Consider the following 20,930-nt stretch of genomic DNA (forward strand, 5'->3'; position numbering starts at 1 on the left):
GTATGATGGACGCAGAAACACTCACCCGCCCCGCTGTTTTGATCCTTCTCGGCCCTCCGGGCGCCGGGAAGGGAACGCAGGCCCGTATGCTGGAAGACAAGTTTGGTCTGGTGCAATTGAGCACCGGAGATCTTTTGCGCGCCGCAGTTGCTACGGGGACCGAAGCCGGTCTGGCAGCCAAGGCCGTGATGGAGGCAGGCGAACTGGTCAGCGACGAGATAGTGATCGCGATCTTACGTGACCGGATGGCAGAACCGGATTGCACAAAGGGAGTGATCCTGGACGGATTTCCACGCACGACGGTTCAGGCCAAGGCTCTGGATGACCTGTTGGCCACATCGGGACAGAAGGTCAGCACGGCAATCAGTCTTGAGGTTGAAGACGCGGAAATGGTGAGCCGCATTTCGGGTCGCTATACATGCGCGATGTGCGGCGAAGGATATCACGACACGTTCAAGATCCCCGCAGTTGAGGGCAAATGCGACAATTGTGGAGGAACCGAGTTCAAACGCCGGGCCGATGACAACGCGGAAACCGTTGCCGCGCGCCTGGTGGCCTATCATGAGCAAACCGCACCACTGATCACATATTACGACGCCCAAAGCGTGCTGAAACGCACAGACGCTATGGGCCAGATCGACGACATCGCCCGCGATCTTGAAGAGATCGTGGGCGCTGCGATGAGTTAAGGGGGAGGAGACAAGCCGCAAGGCTTTGATCCTGAACAGAATACTTCAACGGAACCGCCTTGTCGGACCAGAGGAGTTTTGCCTGACGTCACGGGGCGTTTGGTACATTCGAGAAGCGGTCCAGCGCGCTGGAGGAGTTGCGCAAAGGGCCGCCAACGAGGAAGTGAAGGAGGAAACCGCAATGGCGGATCAGTCTACAAACTCCGCGCAGACTGCCGAGGCCGATAAGGGCTATTGGCAGGCCAACCTGCGCCTCATCTACATCAGCCTCGCGATCTGGGCGCTGGTGTCTTTCGGATTCGGCATTCTGCTGCGTCCGCTTTTGTCCGGCATCTCTGTTGGCGGCACAGATCTGGGCTTTTGGTTTGCTCAGCAAGGATCGATCCTGGTCTTTCTGGTGCTGATCTTCAACTACGCCTGGCGCATGAACAAGCTGGACGCTGAATACGGCGTGGACGAGGAGTAAGCGAGCCATGGATCAGTTTACCATCAACCTGCTGTTTGTTGGCGCATCCTTCGCGCTTTACATCGGCATCGCGATTTGGGCCCGCGCGGGTTCCACATCGGAATTCTACGCCGCTGGTCGCGGCGTTCACCCGGTCACTAACGGTATGGCGACAGCGGCAGACTGGATGTCTGCGGCCTCGTTCATCTCGATGGCGGGCCTGATTGCCTTTACCGGCTATGACAACTCGACCTTCCTGATGGGTTGGACCGGCGGTTATGTTCTGCTGGCTCTGCTGCTTGCGCCTTACCTGCGTAAGTTCGGCAAGTTCACCGTCTCGGAATTCATCGGCGACCGCTTTTACAGCCAGACCGCACGTATCGTTGCGGTGATCTGTCTGATCGTGGCCTCGGTTACTTATGTGATCGGTCAGATGACCGGCGTGGGCGTGGCCTTTGGCCGCTTCCTTGAGGTCAGCAACACCACAGGTCTGCTGATTGGCGCCGGCGTCGTGTTTGCCTACGCGGTGTTTGGTGGGATGAAGGGTGTGACCTACACTCAGGTCGCTCAGTACTGCGTGCTGATCACCGCCTATACCATCCCGGCAATCTTCATCTCGCTGCAGCTGACCGGCACGCCAGTTCCGGCGCTGGGTCTGTTCGGGGATACCGCCAGCGGTGAGCCTCTGCTGACCAAGCTGGATGCCATCGTGACCGAGTTGGGGTTCAATGAATATACGACCCACCACTCGAACACGTTGAACATGGTGCTGTTCACGCTGTCGCTGATGATCGGTACAGCCGGTCTGCCGCACGTGATCATGCGCTTCTTCACCGTGCCGAAAGTGTCCGACGCACGTTGGTCTGCTGGCTGGGCGCTGGTTTTCATCGCGCTGCTGTACCTGACCGCCCCTGCGGTTGGCGCAATGGCTCGTCTGAACATCAGTGAAATGATGTGGCCCAATGGCGGCATCGATGGTGGCGCCGTGTCTGTTGAGGAAATCGACAATGATCCGCGCTATGACTGGATGGCCACATGGCAGAAAACCGGTTTGCTGGATTGGGAAGACAAGAACGGCGACGGCAAGATTCAGTACTACAATGACAAGTCTGAATCGATGCAGGCGCTTGCGGAAGAAAAAGGCTGGGTTGGCAACGAGCTGACCAAGTTCAACCGCGACATCCTGGTTCTGGCCAATCCCGAGATTGCCAACCTGCCCGGTTGGGTGATCGGTCTGGTCGCTGCCGGTGGTCTGGCTGCCGCACTGTCCACAGCTGCGGGCTTGCTTCTGGCGATCTCATCGGCTGTGTCCCACGACCTTATCAAGGGCGCTATCAACCCGCAGATCTCGGAAAAAGGTGAACTTCTGTCAGCACGGATCGCGATGGCCGTAGCCATTGTGGTGGCAACCTGGCTGGGCCTGAACCCACCCGGATTTGCGGCGCAAACCGTGGCCTTGGCCTTCGGTCTGGCGGCGGCCTCGATCTTCCCGGCGCTGATGATGGGGATCTTCTCGACCCGCATCAACAACACCGGCGCGGTCGCTGGTATGCTGGCTGGTCTGGTCGTCACACTGGTCTATATCTTCCTGCACAAGGGCTGGCTGTTCATCCCGGGCACCAACTCTTTCACAGATGCAGACCCGCTGCTGGGTCCGATCAAGTCGACCTCGTTCGGTGCGATCGGTGCCATGGTCAACTTCGGTGTCGCCTACGTGGTGGCCGGCATGACCAAGGAAACTCCGCAGGAGATCAAAGATCTGGTCGAAAGCGTGCGCATTCCCCGTGGTGCGGGCGTGGCTCAGGATCACTGAGTGTGTTGCGGTCGGCGGCTCTTGTCTTCGACCGCATCTTTCGACTTACTGTTCCCGCCTGGCACACCACCGGGCGGGACTTTTTTCACCAAGCATCAGAGAACGTAAATGCCTCTGTCTCATGACGAAATCGCGCGGTTTCTGAAATCCGTCCACCCCTATGACTCGCTGCCCCCCGAGGCGTTGGAAAAGCTGGCGAGCCAAATTGAGGTCTGGGAGGTCGAGGAAGACGGCAAGGTTTACGAATTGGGTCATTCCCTGCCCGGTGTCTTTGTCATCTATGACGGACAGGTGGACATAACCGATCAGAACGGCTCGGTCGTGTCGCAGTTGGGACTGCGCAATTCGTTTGGTGAACGCGGTCTGCTGAAAGATGGCAAGGCTGCAACCCATGCGACGGCCACAACCCCGTCGGTTCTGATCGTTCTGCCCCCTGACCTGGTGCGTGAGTTGATTGAGGGCCATGATGTCGTGGCCAATTTCTTCAACCGCACACGCACCGAGCGCAGCACCCCGCAAAGCCTAGCCACAAGCCTGATAGATGTCTTGATGGCGCGCGACCCCGCAACCTGTTCGCCTGAAACGTCTGTTCAACAGGCCGCTCAGATGATGCGCGACAAGCATATCTCTTCGCTTTGCGTCACCCAAGATGAGGCGCTTTTGGGGATTGTCACGCTGCGCGATGTGTCGGGCAAATTCGTGGCTGAAGCTTTGCCCAAGACGACAACAGTCTCGGATATCATGACCGCCGATCCGATCACCCTGTCCCCGACCGATATCGGGTCGGATGTACTGCACGTGATGATGGAGCGTGGCATCGGTCATATCCCCATTGCTCAAGGCAACAAGCTGGTCGGGATCGTCACGCAAACTGATCTGACCCATTACCAGGCTGTCAATTCCGCCGAACTGGTACGCCGCATCGCTCAGGCGCACACGGCAGAGCAGATGGCAGCGGTCACCGCCGAGATCCCGCAATTGCTGGTTCAACTGGTCGCAGGTGGCAATCGGCACGAGATTGTTACCCGGTTGATCACGGATATCGCCGATACGGCCACGCGCCGCTTGTTGGTTCTGGCTGAACAAAAGCTGGGGCCGCCACCTGTTCCCTACCTGTGGCTAGCCTGTGGCTCTCAGGGACGGCAGGAGCAGACGGGCGTATCAGATCAGGACAATTGCCTGATGCTGGATGACAACGTCACCGAAGGCGACATGGCCTATTTCGCGGATCTGGCCAAATTCGTGTCCGACGGGCTGGATACTTGCGGATATTTCTACTGTCCGGGCGACATGATGGCGACCAATCCGCGCTGGTGTCAGCCCCTGAATGTGTGGCGGTCCTATTTCGAGAACTGGATCTCCAAACCCAACCCCGAAGCCCAAATGCTCGCCTCAGTGATGTTCGATCTGCGCCCCATTGGCGGCGCGTTCGAGCTGTTTACCGACCTTCAGGCCGAGACGCTGGCGGCGGCCAATACCAACTCGATCTTTGTCGCCCATATGGTGGCAAACTCGTTGAAGCATACGCCCCCCTTGGGGTTGTTGCGCGGCTTTGCCACCATCCGGTCCGGTGAGCACCGCAACACGCTGGATATGAAGCACAACGGCGTCGTCCCAATTGTCGATCTGGGTCGCATCTATGCGCTGCAAGGACAATTGACGGGGGTCAACACGCGGGCTCGGTTGAAGGCGGCAGAGGCTGCGGGTGTGCTAAGCCCGTCGGGTGCGCGGGACCTTTTGGATGCCTATGACCTGATTGCCGAAACCCGGCTAGAACATCAGGTACGACAGGCCAAGGCCGGACAGAAACCGGACAACTACTTGCCGCCATCTGTTTTGTCTGACTTTGAGCGAAGTCATCTGCGTAACGCCTTTGTCGTGGTAAAAACCATGCAATCGGCGATTGGGCACGGCAAGGGCATGTTGGGATAGCGATGCGCGGGCCCAAAGGGCAGGATCACCTTCGGCGACCGTATTTGGAACGAGAAGAAGGGGCGGGTCGCGCCCGATAGGAGGGGAAAAGACATGTTTCTGGAGCTGATCGGGACGGTATTTGCAGGCCTGGCTTTTGCCGGTGTTGTCATGCTGCTGAACAAGCTGACAGGTGGTCGCCTTCCACGATGGGCGGCTCCGGTTGCGGCGGGTGTGGGCATGATCGCAATGACGATCACCAGCGAGTACTCCTGGTACAACCGCACCAAGGATCAACTGCCAGACGCGCTGATTGTGGTGCAAGAGGTCGAAAGCCGGGCATTCTATCGCCCCTGGACCTATGCGGTTCCTTTTGTGGATCGGTTTGCAGCCATCGACACGGTCTCGGTCCGCACCAATGAAAGCGTTCCGGATCAACGTCTTGTTGACCTGTACTTCTTTGGCCGCTGGGCGCCTGTCTCGATGGTGCCCGTAGCGGTGAATTGTGCCGAAAACAGCCGGGCCAATCTGGCGGACGGGGCCGAGTTCTCTGCCGATGGAGAGCTGCTGAATGCCCAATGGTTCAAAGCCACAGGCAGCGATCCTGTCATCAAGGCCACGTGCGAGGTCTGAACCTGTGCTGAACCGACTAAGCCTGCGCCTGCGGATATTTCTGTTCTTCTGCCTATTGGCACTGGGCGGGCTTGTCGTCAGCGCGCTGGCCTTGTGGATCAGCTATGAACGGGTCGATGATCCCGGATTGTTGAATGCCTTCGTCTTTGCTCAAATCCTGATCGCTTTTGGCCTGTTGGCGTTGGTCGTCGGGGTCTGGCTGTTGTTTGACGATAATATCGCAAAGCCGATTGAACGCCTGTCAGCCCAATTACGCGCCCGCGCGCATGCCGGTGTCAGCTCGGACCTTGATCTCAAGGCCGCGCGTTATCTTGGGGATCTGGCCCCAGCAGCCGCCGGTCTGGCGGATCAACTGTCTGACACCGCAATGAGCACGGCCGAGGCTGTCGCTGCAGAAACCGCGCATTTGGCAAGTGAAAAGCAGCGTCTGACCGCTTTGCTGACCGAGATCCCGGTGGCCATGCTGTTGGCCGGGCCCAAACACCAGATCGTACTTTACGACGCGCAGGCCGCCGAAGTTCTGGCTCAAATCGCGCATCCCAGACTGAACGCCTCGTTGTTTGACTATCTCGAAAGCACCGGATTGACGGATTCGTATAAAGAGATGGTGCGCACTGGGCTTGAAGTCGAATGCTCTTTGACCAGTGTCGATGGGCGGCAGAGCTATTCTGCTCGGATGAAACCGCTGGGCGGCGCACCGGGTTATATGCTGATCTTTGACGACAGCGCCGCTCAGATCGCCCCCGACGACGCGCGCCCACTGGTCTATGACTTCGACCTGCTGGAAACAGATGCGGATGAAGGCTTTGAGAACCGGCACCTGGTCGATTTGACTTTTGTCGTTTTTGACACCGAAACCACAGGGCTTTTACCCCACAAAGATGAGATCGTTCAGATCGGTGCCGTGCGTGTGGTCAAGGGCCGAATTGTCGAAGGCGAAAAGATCGACACGCTGGTCAACCCGGGCATTCCAATCCCTGCCGCATCGACACGCGTGCACCGCGTCAGCGATCGCATGGTCCAGGGCGCGCCGGATATCGTCGAGGCCGGGCGCAGTTTTCATCACTTTGCGCGCGATGCCATCATTGTCGCGCATAATGCCCCGTTCGACATGGCGTTTTTGCACCGGCATTCCGGCAGAATGGGGGTCGAGTGGTCCCATCCGATTCTGGATACAGTGCTGCTGTCGGCGGTGCTTTTTGGTGCCAGCGAGACGCACACACTGGACGCGGTTTGTGCGCGGCTGGACATCACCATCCCCGAAGCGCTGCGTCACACCGCGCTGGGCGACGCTGTGGCGACGGCAGAGGTTCTGGTCAAGATGCTGCCCATGTTGCAGGCACGCGGCTTGACAACGTTTGGAAAAGTCGTCGTCGAAACGCGTAAACATGGGCGTTTGCTGGAAGATCTGAACTGATCTGGCCGCCCCGCCTAGTTTTGATGGACAAACCCGCCTGCGCGTGGCACGTCATCCGAGCCCGAGGTAAGAGCACGAGATGACCGATAAAACCTTTATCCCGACACCGGATCAAAGCAGCGCCTTTCGCGAGGCGCTGGGGTGTTTTGGGACCGGGGTCACAGTGGTCACCGCGTCGGCGCCCGATGGGCCGCGGGCGATCACGGTCAACTCTTTTGCATCCGTGTCACTGGACCCGCCTTTGGTGCTGTGGTGCCTGGCCAAGGACTCCAACCGTTTTGAAACCTTCAGCACCTGCTCGCACTATGCGATCCATGTGATGGCGCAGGATCAACAGGAACAGGCCTTGAATTTTGCGCGCGACGGGCTTGATTTCTCACATGCTGAATGGTCAGCGGATGAGGCCGGGCGACCTGTATTGGCCGACTGTCTGGCACGGTTCGACTGCCGCCTGTTTGACCGCCACGACGCCGGAGATCACCTGATCCTGGTCGGTCATGTTGAAAAGGTCCTGCACCGTAAAGGTCAGGGTTTGATCTTTAAACGCGGGCAATTCGGCGGGTTTACCGACCTGTTCTAAACTTCAGTCGTCCAGCGATCCGTGAACGGCCAAAGCCTCTAGCTGTGCGTCTTGCGGGGTGATGATGCGATAGGTCTCGTGCACCCCGGCACTGCCCAATTCGCGCGCGACGGTCAGCAGCGTGTTGGGCGCGTGTTCGTCGCAAAGTTCGGCCATCTGGGCAATCTCATCCCGCGCCACGTCAAGGGCCTGATCGACCGACGGGGCGCCATAGAAGCGCACAAAGTGATCCGCCAGGTTCTGCGCGATCTGCTCAACCTCAGCCGGTTCCATCTGCGTGACAGCCACAAAGGTCACCCGCCCAAAGGTTTCCAGCCCGAGCCAGCCATTGGCAAAAGCCTGACGGGCCTTGCCTTCCAGATCGCCCTCGCCCCAGTTCGAAAATTCAAACCCGCCCGAAATGCACCATTCACCAGTTCTGGCGGGTGAGTGGAACACGTTCATGTCGCTTTCATCGAAATGGATCGCGCGGGCCAGTTTCATTGCGTATTCTCCAACAGTTCGGTCAGGGCGCGCAGTTGCGTGTCGGCCCCGTCTCGGATCAGCATGCCAAAGCGTTCGTCGGTGCCCAGAAAGACGCCACCGTCAGCCGAGGGTTCACCGACGCCACGCAGGAGGCCCATCCATTCGGCATGGAGCGGCGCGTTGCCATCCTCTTGCCAGCGATTGAGCCAGGTCAGCATGTGGCGCGACCAGCTTTCGACCAGTTGAGTTGCAGAGACATCGGCACAGCCTTCGTCGTAGAGCGCGGTCACGTCAGGCGTTTCCCCCGGTGCGTCACTGGTTTGCAGCAGCGTCAGCTCCCATCCAACGATCAGCCAATCGGGCTCTGCTTCGGGTTCGCCCGTCGCGGCGGCAACCCTGAACCGACCACAGCGCGCGCCGTTTACGTGGATCTCGCCTGACCAGCCCAGATGCACGGCAACCTCGGGCGGAGCCAGCGCCCCCAGCGCGTTCTGAAAACCAACCGCGCAAAGCGGCAGCATCGCTATGGCGTCCTGCAAGCCAACTTCGGGGGCAAACACAATCGCCACCCGAAGGTAATTGGCCTGTATGTTGTAAACGACGGTGCCCGCATCACAGCCAAGTGCGGCCATGGCTTGCGCCCGCTCAAACGGGTCTTCCCCACCCTGAACCGGGTGGCCCGAGAGCAAGGGGTGAAAGACCGGTTCGCTCATGCGTTGCCTTGGGCGATCAGGTCGCGAGCGATCTTGCGGAACGCCTCGGCCTGCGCGCTTTCGGGTTTCGTCACCACAATCGGCGCACCGCCATCGGCGGCCAGACGGATGTCCAGATGCAGCGGGATTTCCCCCAGAAGCGGCACGCCCAAGGCCTGCGCCTCAGACGCGACGCCGCCATGGCCAAAGATATGTTCCTCATGCCCGCAATTGCTGCAAATATGGGTGGACATATTCTCGATCATGCCAAGGATCGGTGTCTTGAGCTGGTTGAACATGTCGATCCCCTTGCGGGCATCGATCAGGGCCACATCCTGCGGTGTCGAGACAACTATCGCGCCATCCACCTGGAACTTCTGGCTCAGCGTCAGTTGCACGTCTCCGGTTCCGGGCGGCAGGTCGACGATCAGAACGTCCAGAGCGCCCCATTGCACCTGCCCCATCATCTGTTGAAGTGCGCCCATCAGCATCGGGCCGCGCCAGACCACCGCCTGACCCTCGTTGGTCATCAGCCCCATCGACATCATGGTGACGCCGTGGTTGCGCAGCGGCAGGATCGTCTTGCCATCCGGGCTGGCCGGTCGGCCCGAGACGCCCAGCATCCGGGGTTGCGACGGCCCATAGACATCCGCATCCAGAAGGCCCACGCGGCGGCCTTCGGCTGCCAGCGCACATGCCAGGTTTGCCGACACGGTGGATTTGCCCACCCCGCCCTTGCCCGAGGCGACAGCGATAATCCGGTCCACACCCGGCACCGCCTGGGGTCCGGTCTGCGACGGTTTGGGTTTGGGCTTGAGATCCGGCGGCGCTTTGTCGGAATGCGCGGTCAACATGGCCGAGACCTTGGAAACGCCGTCAACCATCTGCGCGGCCTGTTCAGCCGTGGCCCGCACCGGTTCCATCTTTTCGGCGTGTTTGGGATCAATCTCGAGCACAAATCGCACCGTGTCACCATCCACGTTCAGCGCACGCACGACACCGGCGCTGACAATGTCCTGACCCGAGACCGGATCGGTGATCTTTTTGAGGTTCGCCAGAACCGCGTCACGGATGCTCATGCGCCCTTCCCCTTGATCTGCCCCGTCTGGGGGGCTTTGCGTATCGACATAAACCCGTCGCCGCTCATTGCATGTCTCTCCGTCTTCTTCATTTTTCAGTTCATTTGACGCCTTGGCCCGCTGCCCGCTAGGCTAGACCATGCGCTTTGTTCTCTTGTGCCTGAGCCTGACGCTCACCGCCAGCCCTTCCTTGGGCCAGCAGGCGCTTGGGCTTGCCGCCCCAGAGGCGTTGGCAAACTCGGGCCTTTTGCAACATATCCTTCCGCGCTTCTCTCTCAAGACCGGGATCCGCGTTATTGCGGATGAGGCCGGAGAAATGTCGTTGAGCGCCGGGCCTAAGGGTGAACCCGTCTTTGCCCGCGACGGTGTGGTCTTCTACCTCAGCATCACCGAGGATCCCAGGCAGGAACGGTTTCGCGACTGGCTGAGATCGGATATCGGCAAACGCACGGTCGAAAGCTTTACCCCCGATCAGGGAGCCCCCTTCAGTGCCAGTTTCGAAGTGGCGCAGGATCAGATCGAATTGGTGATCGATGGCAATGTGATTCTGGGCGAAGAGTTGTCGATGACGCATTGCGGACGCTGCCATGTGATCGGCCCCAAGAACCGGATGAACGGGTTGGGCTCGACCCCGTCTTTTGCGGTGCTGCGCGCGATGCCCAACTGGTCGGAACGGTTCGAGGCGTTCTTTGCCCTGAACCCGCACCCGTCTTTCACCCAGATCGAGGATGTCACGCCGCCTTTCGCCGCCGACCGCCCCTCGCCCATTCACCCGGTAGAGATGACGCTCGATGATCTCGAGGCGATCATCGCTTTTGTCTCGGTCATGGATGCGGCCGACCTTGGGGCCCCGCTGCAACTTCAGTGATCCTTGCGCTTTGAGAAATAGTCATCCGTCGTCACCACTTTGGGACGTGGCTTTGAGGCAAACGGATTGTCCTGACTGTGGAACTGCGCGTTCACGCGGCAATTGTCGCACATCTGGATCATGCGCGCCTGATCCGAGCTGGCGAACATCGGATGCGAACCCGCCAGCTTGTCAATGATGCGTTCAACTGTGGATTTGACCCCAAACAAGGCCCCGCATTCAACGCAGGCATAGGGCTCTTCTTCATTGAGCACCCGTTGCGACAATGCGCCGTCGCTCAGGTCCAATTCGGGCACCAGGGTGATAGCCGTTTCCGGGCAAATGGTGCTGCACAGCCCGCATTGCAGGCAGGCATCCTGCTGGAAATTCAGCTGAGGTTTGTCGGGATTATCGATCAATGCTCCCGATGGGCAAAGCGATACGCAGCTGAGGCACAGGGTACAACTGTCAGTATCGACTGCAATCGCCCCATAGGGCGCGCCTTGCGGCAAGGGCAAAGGCGCCTCTGCCCCTGGGTTCAGCGCCTGTGCCGCCAGACGAGCGATTTGGCGTCGGTTGCCCAGAGGCAGCACCGGCTCTGCCAGCGGTTCGGGCACGTCTTGAGCATAAAGTGCATCCGACATCGCATCCGGGTCCTGAATGTCGATCAGACCCAGCTCGTCCGGCCCGGCGATGGCCTGCGCCAGCTCAAGCTCGCGATCCAGTGCAGCGCGCTCGGTTTTCGGCGAGACCAGAATATCGACACGTGCAAAGCCATGCGCCAGACCGGCCAACATCTCTGCGTGGCCAAAGCCCGAGACCACGCTTAGTTCGAAGGGAATGACATCGGCAGGCAGGCCCCGACCGAACCGGGCGGCAAGCCGCATCATCTCGGCCCCATGACCGTCATGGACCAAAAGGCGTGGCGCATGTCCCCCGGCCTTGCGGTAGGCCCGCGCCAAGACACCCATACGTGACAGTACAGCCGCGACGGGCGGATCCTCATAAGTGATGGCGGTCGAGGGGCAGAGCGCAGCGCAGGACCCACACCCGGCGCAGGTCATCGGGTCGATCTGAACATGCTCACCCGCCGGGGTGATCGCCCCGGTTGGGCAGATATCCAAACAGTTGGAACACCCAGTCTGCTCGGCCCGTGAATGGGCACAAAGCGCTTCGTCCAGCCTGACATAAAGCGGTTTTTCGAACGTGCCGACCAGTTGCATGGCCTCCAGCGCAAGCCGGGTCACGGCTATCGGGTCTTTGGGATCTGCCCGCAAATACCCTTCGCGCTTTTCGGGGGCCGCAACCAAAGCGGTGCCGCCGGTAAGATCGACTACGATGTCACATCGCGACACGGCCCCGTCCCGCGCTGGGCTCCAGCCAAAGGCGCCGCGACCGCCCGGTTCTAGCTGCTGCAGCTGGTCCAGCCGCAAGCTAAATCCACCCAACGCCCCACTGACGCTGCGCAGCTGACCGCGCACGACGTCATAGGCTCGGCTGAGCGGGTCCTCATCATCGGTGACCACCACAGTCACCGCCAGGGTATCTGAAAGCAAAGCCGCCAGATCATAGGCAGCGGCTCCGGGGCCTATGATGCAGCAAGTGCCCTCGCTGATCACATCCACACTTGGGATCACGGGTTGAGACACCAACGCCTCGGCCGCAAGCGCCGCCATCTTGGGCCCCGCATCGCCTCCCTGCTCGGACCAGCCGGCCCGGTCGCGCAGATCGACGAAACCGGGCTGTTCAACCCCAAGATCCTCGGCCAAATCGCGGAACACCTCTGTTTCCTGACCGCATGCGACAACCACCTGGCCTTCAGATTGCATCATTTGAGCCGCCGCTTCCAATTGGCGGGTACAGAGCGCGGTGTAGACTTTGGAACAAGCTGCATCGCAGGCCCCGGAAATACTGTCAGCCTTAACGGCCTGCGTCCCTCCGCAATCACACAGAAGTATCTTGGCGGTCATCCATTCCTCCCCGACTGAACCCCGGCTTTGCTACCTTAGACGTAATCCAGAGGCTGGCAATGCAAAGCAGTTCGCAGCGGATAAAATGCGGATCGATACGCGCGGATCTGGTTCGATGAATTTGAGATGAGACTTTTTCGACAACGCCGCGGTCAGATGCGCAAAGTTTTCTTGGCAGAACGCTACTTTATGTATCATAGTGGGAGACAGAGGTGGCAGGGGAGAGCCGTCTCGGGGAGGAATTGTTGGCTAGGGCCGCAAACCAGATTGAAATGCCAGTTGGCGTCGTCGTGCGCAAAACACCCGGAGTTACACGCTGGGCGAAGTGGAACTGGCGGGCTGTCGCTGCTTTACCCGGCGCGGGACCCGCAGATTGGGTCGAGATGCGCCGTGAAGGTGACGCGGTTGAATACCACGCGGCCACGTTGACGCTGACCCTTTGGGCGGACGAGACCGAGGCCTACCGTGTTAATCTGTCCGATAGCCAACCCTCGCTCTATCTGGTGTTGCGAGACGAGTTGAAGGGCGACACACCGCTAAATACCGTTCTGATCACAGCCTCGCCCTATGAGGGTCAGGACTATGCCGATACCGGTGAAGAGATCGTTGAGAAGATCCCGATGACCGAAGGATTGATTGCCTGGCTGCGGGATTTCACGCTCGAACATCACCGCGACGAGGTATTTGTCAAACGCCGCCGCGACAAGAAACGTGTTGATCTTGTGGAAGACGGCAAAGGCGACGCGCGGATCCGCCAGGCCTCGGATGTGTATCGCGCACCGCGCAGGGTGATGCAATGAGCAGGCCTGGCGATTTCTGGTCTCGCCGCAAGGCTGCCGTTGAGGCCGAAGCCAAAGCCGAAGCGCTGGTCGCGGAACATCAGATTGTCGCTGAACAGCATGCCGAGTTGGAGGACAAAACCGACGCCGAGATATTGGCCGAGTTCGACCTGCCTGACCCGGATGCGCTTCAACCGGGCGATGATGTGTCGGGCTTCATGGCCAAAGCTGTACCTGACCGCCTGCGTCGCCGTGCGCTGCGCAGGTTGTGGCGGCTCAATCCCGTATTGGCCAATGTGGATGGGCTGATTGATTACGGCGAGGACTATACCGATGCGGCCTGTGTGATCGAAAACCTGCAGACCGCCTATCAGGTTGGCAAAGGCATGATGGCCCATGTCGAGGCCTTGGCGGCGCAAGCCGAAGCGGATGCAGAAGCAACGGAAGAACCGGAAGAGGCCGCGCCAGAGCCCGAAGCCGACCCCCTTTCCGAACCTGTTGTGATGGCTGATACCGGAGAGCCTGAGATCGAAGAGCCCGAGGCTGACCTGCCCCCTGCCCCGCGCCGCATGACGTTTGAATTTGAAGGACAACCGCATGACCGCACCTGACGCGCATATTCTGGACGTCTCACCCGAGGATCGCCTGCGCGCGGATTTCTATAACTTTTTGGGCTTGCTGCTGGCGGGACCACCAGACCAGCTGTTGCTGGATCAGATGGCAGGGCTCAGCGGTGACGACTCGGATCTGGGTCAGGCCATTCAGGCCATGGCGCGGGTGGCCAAGGTGACAAAACCCGCTGCTGCCGAACGTGAGTTCAACGCATTGTTCATCGGTCTGGGACGGGGCGAGTTGCTGCCATATGCTAGTTTCTATCTCACTGGTTTTCTGAATGAAAAACCGCTGGCGCAGCTGCGCAATGACATGGCCGCGCGCGGGATTACCCGTGCGCCCAATGTGTATGAACCCGAAGACAATATCGCCTCGATGATGGAGATGATGGCCGGCATGATCGTCGGGCGCTTCGGCAAACCGGCATCGCTTGAGGATCAAAAGACGTTCTGGAGCAAACATATCGGCCCTTGGGCCGCGCATTTCTATTCGGATTTGGAAGGTGCCGAGAACTCGGTCCTCTATGCCTCGGTCGGGACTGCTGGCCGTGTGTTCATGGAGATCGAACGGGAAGCGTTCCGAATGACGGCGGCCTAGCCCGCCATTCGCCGGTGCCCAGGTGGGCACCAAATCGCAATTGGGACAGGAGGAGCCCATGAGCAAGAAAAAGGAAGAAGGCGCCACGCGCCGCGACTTCCTGAAACTGGCCGGAACCGCAGCACCTGCTGCTGTTGCTGCCGCCAGCCTGACCGGTGAAGCCGAGGCAGCCGAGCTGCCGGTGGATGACACACGGATGCAGGATACAGCGCATACCCGCGCCTACATCGAAAGCACCCGGTTCTAGGATCGGACGTTTTCACCCCGACGGACGGTTGCGATTGGCCCTGATGTCGGCACCAGAAGTACCAAGCCAGCCGTGGCTGACACGGCGCGCAAGGGAGGAAACCAATGCTTAGGAAAAAGACCAACGGGGTTGCGAGACGCCCCCAGCGGACAAGTATCCTGTCCCAGATCGGCGAGAAAACCGTCGATCGCCGCGCATTTCTGCGTGGCTCGGGCCTGACGATCGGCGGCCTGGCCGCGATCAGCGCCACGGGTGGAACCGTGACGCAAGCCAGCGCCCAGACAGCGGCCAACGCCGCGGTCGAAAACATCAAATCCGTATGCACCCACTGTTCCGTCGGCTGTACCGTTGTGGCCGAAGTGCAAAACGGCGTCTGGGTCGGGCAGGAACCCGGCTGGGACAGCCCGTTCAACCTGGGTGCACATTGCGCCAAGGGGGCCTCGGTCCGCGAGCACGCCCATGGCGAACGCCGCCTGAAATACCCAATGAAAAAGGAAGGCGGAGAGTGGAAACGCATCAGCTGGGAACAGGCGATCGACGAGATCGGCGACGGCATGATGAATATCCGCGCCGAATCCGGGCCGGACAGCGTTTATTGGCTGGGCTCGGCCAAGCACAATAACGAACAGGCCTATCTGTTCCGCAAATTCGCCGCCTATTGGGGCACGAACAATGTGGACCATCAGGCCCGTATCTGCCACTCGACCACGGTTGCGGGTGTTGCGAATACATGGGGCTACGGCGCCATGACCAATTCGTATAACGACATCCATAACTCTCGGGCCATCTTCATCATCGGCGGCAACCCGGCCGAGGCGCATCCCGTCTCGCTGCTGCACGTTCTGCGCGCGAAAGAGCAGAACAATGCCCCCCTGATCGTCTGCGATCCGCGCTTTACGCGCACCGCGGCCCATGCGGACGAATACGTGCGGTTCCGTCCCGGTACCGATGTCGCGCTGATCTGGGGTATCCTGTGGCACATTTTCGACAACGGCTGGGAGGACAAAGAGTTCATCCGCACCCGTGTCTGGGGTATGGATCAGATCCGCACCGAAGTCGCCAACTGGAACCCCGAAGAGACCGAGCGCGTAACCGGTGTTCCCGGCTCACAGCTCAAGCGCGTTGCCCGGACAATGGTAAACAACCGTCCCGGCACCGTGATCTGGTGTATGGGAGGAACCCAGCACACCAACGGCAACAACAACACCCGCGCCTACTGCGTGCTTCAGCTTGCGCTTGGCAACATGGGCACCTCGGGTGGTGGCACCAACATCTTCCGTGGCCATGACAACGTGCAGGGCGCGACGGACCTGGGTGTTCTGTCCCATACGCTGCCCGGCTATTACGGCCTGTCCGCAGGTGCCTGGGGCCATTGGAGCCGTGTCTGGGGTGAAGATCTGGATTGGCTGAAAGGTCAGTTCGCGACGATCAAGGACAAGGAAGGGAAAGACAAACCTCTGATGAACGAGCGCGGCATTCCGGTGTCCCGCTGGATCGACGGGGTCCTGGAAGACCCGGCCAACATGGATCAGGACAACAACGTCCGGGCCATGGTTCTTTGGGGCCACGCACCCAATTCGCAGACCCGGATGACGGAAATGAAGACGGCGATGGAGAAGCTGGACATGCTGGTCGTGATCGACCCGTATCCCACCGTCTCAGCTGTACTGCATGACCGCACTGACGGCGTCTACCTGTTGCCCGCTTGTACGCAGTTCGAAACCCGTGGCTCGGTCACGGCATCGAACCGGTCGCTGCAATGGCGCGACAAGGTAGTAGATCCGCTGTTCGAAAGCCTGCCGGATGAGGTCATCATGGCCAAGTTCGCAAACAAGTTTGGCTGGGCAGATCGGCTTTTCCGCAATATCGAGATGGAGGACGCTGAAACCCCGAATGTCGAAAGCATCACGCGTGAGTTCAACTCGGGGCTCTGGACGATCGGCTATACCGGCCAGTCGCCGGAACGGCTGAAAAGCCATATGGCCAACCAGCACACGTTCGACAGGACAACGCTGCAAGCCATCGGAGGCCCGAACGACGGTGAATATTACGGACTGCCCTGGCCTTGCTGGGGAACGCCGGAGATGGGTCATACAGGGACTCCAAACCTCTATGACATGTCCAAACCGGTGGCCGAAGGCGGCCTGACCTTCCGTGCCCGTTTCGGGGTGGAACGCGATGGCGACAACCTGTTGGCCGACGGGGTCTATAGTGTCGGTTCGGAAATTCAGGATGGATATCCTGAGTTTACGATGCAGATGCTGATGGATCTTGGCTGGGACGGTGATCTGACGGCCGAGGAACGCGCTGCAATCGACGCGGTTGCAGGGCCGGAAACCAACTGGAAGACCGACCTTTCGGGCGGCATCCAGAGGGTTGCGATCGCGCATGGCTGCGCACCGTTCGGAAATGCCAAAGCCCGCGCGGTTGTCTGGACCTTCCCGGATCCAATCCCGCTGCATCGCGAGCCGCTGTACACCAACCGGCGTGATTTGGTTGAGGATTACCCAACCTATGAAGACCGGCACGCCTATCGTCTTCCCACGCTCTATGCGTCGATCCAAAAGAACGACTTTTCAAAGGATTATCCGATAATCCTCACGTCAGGTCGTTTGGTCGAGTATGAGGGTGGCGGCGACGAGACACGGTCGAACCCGTGGCTGGCCGAGTTGCAGCAGGACATGTTCGTCGAGATCAATCCCCGTGATGCCAACAACCTTGGCATTCGCGACGGATCACAGGTCTGGGTCGAAGGTCCCGAAGGTGGCAAGGTTAAGGTAATGGCGATGCTGACCAACAGGGTTGGTGCGGGCGTGGCCTTCATGCCCTTCCACTTTGGTGGCCATTTCCAGGGCGAGGACCAGCGGCACAAATATCCCGCCGGTGCTGACCCTTACGTTCTGGGTGAAAGTACCAACACCGCCCAGACCTATGGCTATGATTCAGTGACCCAGATGCAAGAGACCAAAGCGACTCTTTGCAAGATCTGGGCAGCGTAAGGAGGAGAAGAGATAATGGCAGCAAGAGCAAAATTTCTCTGCGACGCCGAACGCTGCATCGAGTGCAATGCCTGCGTCACCGCGTGCAAGAACGAGCACGAGGTGCCGTGGGGCGTGAATCGCCGCAGGGTGGTGACGATCAATGACGGTGACCCGGGCGAACGCTCGATCTCGGTCGCCTGCATGCATTGTTCAGACGCGCCCTGCATGGCGGTGTGCCCGGTCGACTGCTTCTATCAGAACGAAGAAGGGGTTGTCCTGCACTCCAAGGACCTGTGCATTGGCTGTGGTTATTGCTTTTACGCGTGCCCCTTTGGCGCGCCGCAATACCCGCAGGCGGGCAACTTCGGATCACGCGGCAAGATGGACAAATGCACCTTCTGCGCCGGTGGCCCCGAAGAAACGCACTCGACCGCAGAGTTCGCCAAATACGGGCGCAACCGGATCGCCGAGGGCAAACTGCCCATCTGCGCCGAGATGTGTTCCACCAAGGCCCTGCTAGCCGGTGACGGCGATGTGGTGTCAGCCGTCTATCGCGAGCGCGTCGTGGCGCGCGGCTTCGGTTCGGGCGCCTGGGGCTGGGGTACAGCCTACGACCAGAAAGACGGCTGAGCCCGTCCTATAAAGCAAAACGGATGACCCGCAGCCCTTGCGGGTCATCTGATCTTGGATTTTGACCGAGGTTCAGATGCTGCGCTTTCTCACTGCAATCCTGTTCACCCTTGGACTGACTCTTTCGGCTGCGGCCCAAACCACAGGGGATACAGCCGAACCCGATCGCGCACAGACTGGCGGCGCCACCACGCTTGAGGATATTCTGGCCCGACAGCGCGGCGAGAAGGTCAATAGCAGCTATCGGTCCGAAAATACCGGACAGGGCAATGTCGAAGGTTTGCTGGGGCAGTTTGGCCCAAGCGGAGTAGCCTCGGACAGCGATGTCTATCGGCAACTGCGTTATGGATCGGCGGATGTGACCGTATCCTCTAATGGGCCGGCTGACAGTGTGCTGATTCAGGACGGTGGCATGTGGTGGTGGGCGTTCCGAACCGGGCCTCTGCGCGAATATGGCACCTATATACTGGGCGGGATGCTGGCGATCATCATCCTGTTCTTTCTCCTGCGCGGGCGTATTCGCATTGATGGCGACAAAACCGGTCGCACGGTTACGCGGTTCAACAGTTTCGAACGATTTGGCCATTGGCTGTTTGCCGGATCGTTCCTGATCCTTGGCATCACCGGGCTGCTGACGCTCTATGGCCGCGACTTCCTGATCCCGCTTTTCGGCAAGGAAGGCTTCGCAACCATCGCGCAGGCCTGTAAATGGCTTCACAACAACCTGGCTTGGGCCTTCATGCTGGGCCTGATCATCGTAACCCTCAACTGGATCGCCCATAACATTCCCAACCGGACCGACCTGAAATGGCTGGCCGCTGGCGGCGGGCTATTCACCAAGGGCAGCCACCCGCCCGCCAGAAAGTTCAATGCCGGACAAAAGATTATCTTCTGGTCCTGCATCCTGTTGGGTATCTCAATCAGCTTGTCGGGCCTTTCGCTGCTGTTTCCGTTCGAACTGCCGATGTTTGCCAAGACCTTTGCAATCGCCAATTCCACCGGGATCCCGCAGATGTTCGGCCAGAACCTGCCGGTGCAGATGTCACCGCAAGAAGAGATGCAATACGCGCAGGTCTGGCACGTGATGGTGGCCTATGTGTTCATCGCCATCATCATCGCCCATATCTATCTCGGCTCGGTCGGAATGGAAGGCGCGTTCGACGCCATGGGAACCGGCGAGGTCGAGGAACAATGGGCCCGCGAACACCATTCATTGTGGCTGGAAGAGGTTCAGGAAAAAGAGGCTGGCAAAGCCGCCACCTCTCCCGCTGAATAAATGCGCGGGCTGGTTCTGGCCTTTGCGCTGATCCCCCTGCCCGCCCTTGCAGAGTTCTTTACGCTCAAAGGCCATGGCGGGCCGATCATGGGCATCGCCACCGCACCTGATGGGCGCATCGCCACCGCCAGTTTCGACAATTCCGTTGCCATCTGGACCGATCAGGCACCCGAGTGGCTAGAGGGGCATGAAGCGGCGGTCAACGTCGTCGCTTTCAACGGTACAGCCCTCTATTCCGCAGGTGATGACTTCACCCTGCGCCAATGGCCCGGCGGCAAAGTTCTGGGGCAGCACAAAGGCAAGATCGTGGGGCTTGCTGCTTCGAAAACCCATGTGGCAACGGCCAGTTGGGACGGCTCGATTGGGCTTTGGCCCATCGACGGTTCAAGCCCGACAGTCTTGGGGCCCACAGGAGGCGGCGTGAACGCGGTGGTGTTCTCACCCGACGGAGACCTGCTTTATTCGGCCGGCATGGACGGGTCATTGCGCATCTGGGATGTGGCATCCGGGTCCGAGCGCCAGCGCCTTTTGGAACACGGCTTTGGGATCAATGAATTGGTCCTGAATGCACAAGACAACTGGATCGCCTATGGCGCGGTCGATGGCGTCACCCGTATCCTTGACCTTTCCACCGGCGCAGAGCGCGACTTTACCCTGGACCGCCGCCCGATCCTGGCCCTGGCCCTCAGCCCGGACCGTCAAACATTGGCGGTGGGCGACGGCGAGGGATATATCATGCTGATCGACACGGTCGACTGGCGCATCACTCAGGATTTCCGCGCTACCCTGCGCGGCCCAGTCTGGGCTTTGGCCTTTTCGCCGGACGGGCAGAACATCCACGCGGGCGGCATCGACGAGGCGATGTATAGCTGGCCCATCGCCACTTTGGGCGACCAGGACCAGATGGCTGCGGCAGAGCCCAGTTTCCTCAAAGACCCGAACGCCATGAGCAATGGCGAGCGGCAGTTTGCCCGCAAATGCTCGATCTGTCACAGCCTGACCCCCGACAACCAGCGCCGCGCGGGCCCGACTTTGCACGGGATCTTCGGGCGCAGGGCTGGGGCACTGCCGGGATATTTCTACTCGGATATCCTGCAAGACTCTGATATCATTTGGGATGAGATAACAATCGACGCCCTGTTCGACGAAGGGCCGGACCACTATATCCCCGGCTCGAAGATGCCCATGCAACGCATCACCGAAGCACAAGACCGCGTTGATCTGATCGAGTTCCTGCGCCAAGCCACAGGCGCGCCATAGAAGACCA

The 20,930-nt window shown here is 59.8% G+C and carries 20 protein-coding genes; 16 read left to right on the plus strand and 4 right to left on the minus strand.

Annotated elements, in window-relative coordinates:
• The first annotated feature begins 5 nt into the window (after window positions 1-5).
• From GOW40_RS01695 to GOW40_RS01725, 7 genes are all read left to right on the plus strand, one after another.
• The gene (locus GOW40_RS01695) at window positions 6-689 is read left to right on the plus strand and encodes an adenylate kinase (protein ID WP_171136376.1); all 684 of its coding nucleotides are present in this window, start codon (window positions 6-8) and stop codon (window positions 687-689) included.
• A gap of 181 nt (window positions 690-870) precedes the next feature.
• Window positions 871-1,155 carry a DUF4212 domain-containing protein gene (locus tag GOW40_RS01700; protein ID WP_170451294.1) on the plus strand — a complete coding sequence of 95 codons (285 nt, stop codon included), beginning with the start codon at window positions 871-873 and terminating at the stop codon, window positions 1,153-1,155.
• Window positions 1,156-1,162: 7 nt separating this feature from the next.
• Entirely contained in the window at window positions 1,163-2,947 is a 1,785-nt protein-coding gene (locus GOW40_RS01705; RefSeq protein WP_171098559.1) for a sodium:solute symporter family protein, read from the plus strand.
• A 108-nt stretch (window positions 2,948-3,055) separates the two neighbouring features.
• Window positions 3,056-4,879 carry a DUF294 nucleotidyltransferase-like domain-containing protein gene (locus GOW40_RS01710; RefSeq protein WP_171129086.1) on the plus strand — a complete coding sequence of 608 codons (1,824 nt, stop codon included), beginning with the start codon at window positions 3,056-3,058 and terminating at the stop codon, window positions 4,877-4,879.
• 93 nt (window positions 4,880-4,972) lie between these two features.
• On the plus strand, window positions 4,973-5,491 hold the full coding sequence (locus GOW40_RS01715; RefSeq protein WP_171129084.1) for a hypothetical protein: 519 nt from the start codon (window positions 4,973-4,975) through the stop codon (window positions 5,489-5,491).
• Between the two features lie 4 nt (window positions 5,492-5,495).
• Window positions 5,496-6,908, plus strand: a complete 1,413-nt coding sequence (locus GOW40_RS01720) for a 3'-5' exonuclease (protein WP_171129082.1) — start codon at window positions 5,496-5,498, stop codon at window positions 6,906-6,908.
• Window positions 6,909-6,987: 79 nt separating this feature from the next.
• A complete protein-coding gene (locus GOW40_RS01725; protein WP_171129080.1) occupies window positions 6,988-7,488 on the plus strand; it encodes a flavin reductase family protein in 501 nt (166 codons plus the stop codon).
• Between the two features lie 3 nt (window positions 7,489-7,491).
• Here the strand turns inward: GOW40_RS01725 and GOW40_RS01730 are convergent, their stop codons facing one another.
• From GOW40_RS01730 to GOW40_RS01740, 3 genes are read right to left on the minus strand one after another with little or no spacing between them, the layout of a single operon-like run.
• Complete coding sequence (locus tag GOW40_RS01730; protein WP_171129078.1) at window positions 7,492-7,971, minus strand: DUF6505 family protein; 480 nt, start codon at window positions 7,969-7,971, stop codon at window positions 7,492-7,494.
• Window positions 7,968-8,666, minus strand: a complete 699-nt coding sequence (locus tag GOW40_RS01735) for a biotin/lipoate--protein ligase family protein (RefSeq protein ID WP_171230841.1) — start codon at window positions 8,664-8,666, stop codon at window positions 7,968-7,970. The genes GOW40_RS01730 and GOW40_RS01735 overlap by 4 nt, the downstream gene beginning before the upstream one ends.
• Complete coding sequence (locus GOW40_RS01740) at window positions 8,663-9,724, minus strand: Mrp/NBP35 family ATP-binding protein (protein WP_171129074.1); 1,062 nt, start codon at window positions 9,722-9,724, stop codon at window positions 8,663-8,665. Before GOW40_RS01740 ends, GOW40_RS01735 begins: the two co-directional genes overlap by 4 nt.
• A gap of 139 nt (window positions 9,725-9,863) precedes the next feature.
• Here GOW40_RS01740 and GOW40_RS01745 point away from each other — a divergent pair, with 139 nt between their 5' ends.
• Window positions 9,864-10,592 (plus strand): cytochrome c, encoded by a 729-nt coding sequence (locus GOW40_RS01745; RefSeq protein ID WP_171129072.1) that lies wholly within the window; start codon window positions 9,864-9,866, stop codon window positions 10,590-10,592.
• Here GOW40_RS01745 and GOW40_RS01750 read toward each other — a convergent pair.
• Window positions 10,586-12,541, minus strand: coding sequence for a 4Fe-4S binding protein (locus GOW40_RS01750; RefSeq protein WP_171230842.1), 1,956 nt, complete (start codon window positions 12,539-12,541; stop codon window positions 10,586-10,588). The genes GOW40_RS01745 and GOW40_RS01750 overlap by 7 nt on opposite strands.
• A gap of 245 nt (window positions 12,542-12,786) precedes the next feature.
• On the opposite strand from GOW40_RS01750, the gene GOW40_RS01755 reads away from it, so the two are divergent.
• The 8 genes from GOW40_RS01755 to GOW40_RS01790 all read left to right on the plus strand — a co-directional run bounded on the left by GOW40_RS01755 (window position 12,787) and on the right by GOW40_RS01790 (window position 20,923).
• On the plus strand, window positions 12,787-13,341 hold the full coding sequence (locus tag GOW40_RS01755; RefSeq protein WP_171129069.1) for a DUF3305 domain-containing protein: 555 nt from the start codon (window positions 12,787-12,789) through the stop codon (window positions 13,339-13,341).
• Complete coding sequence (locus tag GOW40_RS01760; RefSeq protein WP_171129067.1) at window positions 13,338-13,931, plus strand: DUF3306 domain-containing protein; 594 nt, start codon at window positions 13,338-13,340, stop codon at window positions 13,929-13,931. Before GOW40_RS01755 ends, GOW40_RS01760 begins: the two co-directional genes overlap by 4 nt.
• Window positions 13,918-14,529, plus strand: coding sequence for a molecular chaperone (locus tag GOW40_RS01765; protein WP_171129065.1), 612 nt, complete (start codon window positions 13,918-13,920; stop codon window positions 14,527-14,529). Before GOW40_RS01760 ends, GOW40_RS01765 begins: the two co-directional genes overlap by 14 nt.
• 58 nt (window positions 14,530-14,587) lie before the next feature.
• Window positions 14,588-14,776 (plus strand): ubiquinol-cytochrome c reductase iron-sulfur subunit N-terminal domain-containing protein, encoded by a 189-nt coding sequence (locus GOW40_RS01770; RefSeq protein WP_171098533.1) that lies wholly within the window; start codon window positions 14,588-14,590, stop codon window positions 14,774-14,776.
• A 104-nt stretch (window positions 14,777-14,880) separates the two neighbouring features.
• On the plus strand, window positions 14,881-17,775 hold the full coding sequence (locus tag GOW40_RS01775) for a formate dehydrogenase subunit alpha (protein ID WP_171098531.1): 2,895 nt from the start codon (window positions 14,881-14,883) through the stop codon (window positions 17,773-17,775).
• A gap of 15 nt (window positions 17,776-17,790) precedes the next feature.
• Window positions 17,791-18,387: a formate dehydrogenase FDH3 subunit beta gene (fdh3B, locus tag GOW40_RS01780; protein WP_170792313.1), complete on the plus strand. Its 597-nt coding sequence runs from the start codon at window positions 17,791-17,793 to the stop codon at window positions 18,385-18,387.
• A 76-nt stretch (window positions 18,388-18,463) separates the two neighbouring features.
• A complete protein-coding gene (locus GOW40_RS01785; RefSeq protein ID WP_171129061.1) occupies window positions 18,464-19,663 on the plus strand; it encodes a formate dehydrogenase subunit gamma in 1,200 nt (399 codons plus the stop codon).
• The gene (locus GOW40_RS01790; RefSeq protein ID WP_171129059.1) at window positions 19,664-20,923 is read left to right on the plus strand and encodes a c-type cytochrome; all 1,260 of its coding nucleotides are present in this window, start codon (window positions 19,664-19,666) and stop codon (window positions 20,921-20,923) included.
• Window positions 20,924-20,930: the final 7 nt, after the last annotated feature.

The organism is Ruegeria sp. HKCCA6707 (genome assembly GCF_013033515.1).
Classification (GTDB): domain Bacteria; phylum Pseudomonadota; class Alphaproteobacteria; order Rhodobacterales; family Rhodobacteraceae; genus Ruegeria.

Bases quoted from the DNA above. Each gene is read 5' to 3' on its own strand.
- GOW40_RS01695 (WP_171136376.1), top strand. From the start codon at position 6: ATGGACGCAGAAACACTCACCCGCCCCGCTGTTTTGATCCTTCTCGGC.
- GOW40_RS01700 (WP_170451294.1), top strand. From the start codon at position 871: ATGGCGGATCAGTCTACAAACTCCGCGCAGACTGCCGAGGCCGATAAG.
- GOW40_RS01705 (WP_171098559.1), top strand. From the start codon at position 1,163: ATGGATCAGTTTACCATCAACCTGCTGTTTGTTGGCGCATCCTTCGCG.
- GOW40_RS01710 (WP_171129086.1), top strand. From the start codon at position 3,056: ATGCCTCTGTCTCATGACGAAATCGCGCGGTTTCTGAAATCCGTCCAC.
- GOW40_RS01715 (WP_171129084.1), top strand. From the start codon at position 4,973: ATGTTTCTGGAGCTGATCGGGACGGTATTTGCAGGCCTGGCTTTTGCC.
- GOW40_RS01725 (WP_171129080.1), top strand. From the start codon at position 6,988: ATGACCGATAAAACCTTTATCCCGACACCGGATCAAAGCAGCGCCTTT.
- GOW40_RS01730 (WP_171129078.1), bottom strand. From the start codon at position 7,971: ATGAAACTGGCCCGCGCGATCCATTTCGATGAAAGCGACATGAACGTG.
- GOW40_RS01735 (WP_171230841.1), bottom strand. From the start codon at position 8,666: ATGAGCGAACCGGTCTTTCACCCCTTGCTCTCGGGCCACCCGGTTCAG.
- GOW40_RS01740 (WP_171129074.1), bottom strand. From the start codon at position 9,724: ATGAGCATCCGTGACGCGGTTCTGGCGAACCTCAAAAAGATCACCGAT.
- GOW40_RS01745 (WP_171129072.1), top strand. From the start codon at position 9,864: ATGCGCTTTGTTCTCTTGTGCCTGAGCCTGACGCTCACCGCCAGCCCT.
- GOW40_RS01750 (WP_171230842.1), bottom strand. From the start codon at position 12,541: ATGACCGCCAAGATACTTCTGTGTGATTGCGGAGGGACGCAGGCCGTT.
- GOW40_RS01760 (WP_171129067.1), top strand. From the start codon at position 13,338: ATGAGCAGGCCTGGCGATTTCTGGTCTCGCCGCAAGGCTGCCGTTGAG.
- GOW40_RS01765 (WP_171129065.1), top strand. From the start codon at position 13,918: ATGACCGCACCTGACGCGCATATTCTGGACGTCTCACCCGAGGATCGC.
- GOW40_RS01770 (WP_171098533.1), top strand. From the start codon at position 14,588: ATGAGCAAGAAAAAGGAAGAAGGCGCCACGCGCCGCGACTTCCTGAAA.
- GOW40_RS01775 (WP_171098531.1), top strand. From the start codon at position 14,881: ATGCTTAGGAAAAAGACCAACGGGGTTGCGAGACGCCCCCAGCGGACA.
- fdh3B (WP_170792313.1), top strand. From the start codon at position 17,791: ATGGCAGCAAGAGCAAAATTTCTCTGCGACGCCGAACGCTGCATCGAG.
- GOW40_RS01785 (WP_171129061.1), top strand. From the start codon at position 18,464: ATGCTGCGCTTTCTCACTGCAATCCTGTTCACCCTTGGACTGACTCTT.
- GOW40_RS01790 (WP_171129059.1), top strand. From the start codon at position 19,664: ATGCGCGGGCTGGTTCTGGCCTTTGCGCTGATCCCCCTGCCCGCCCTT.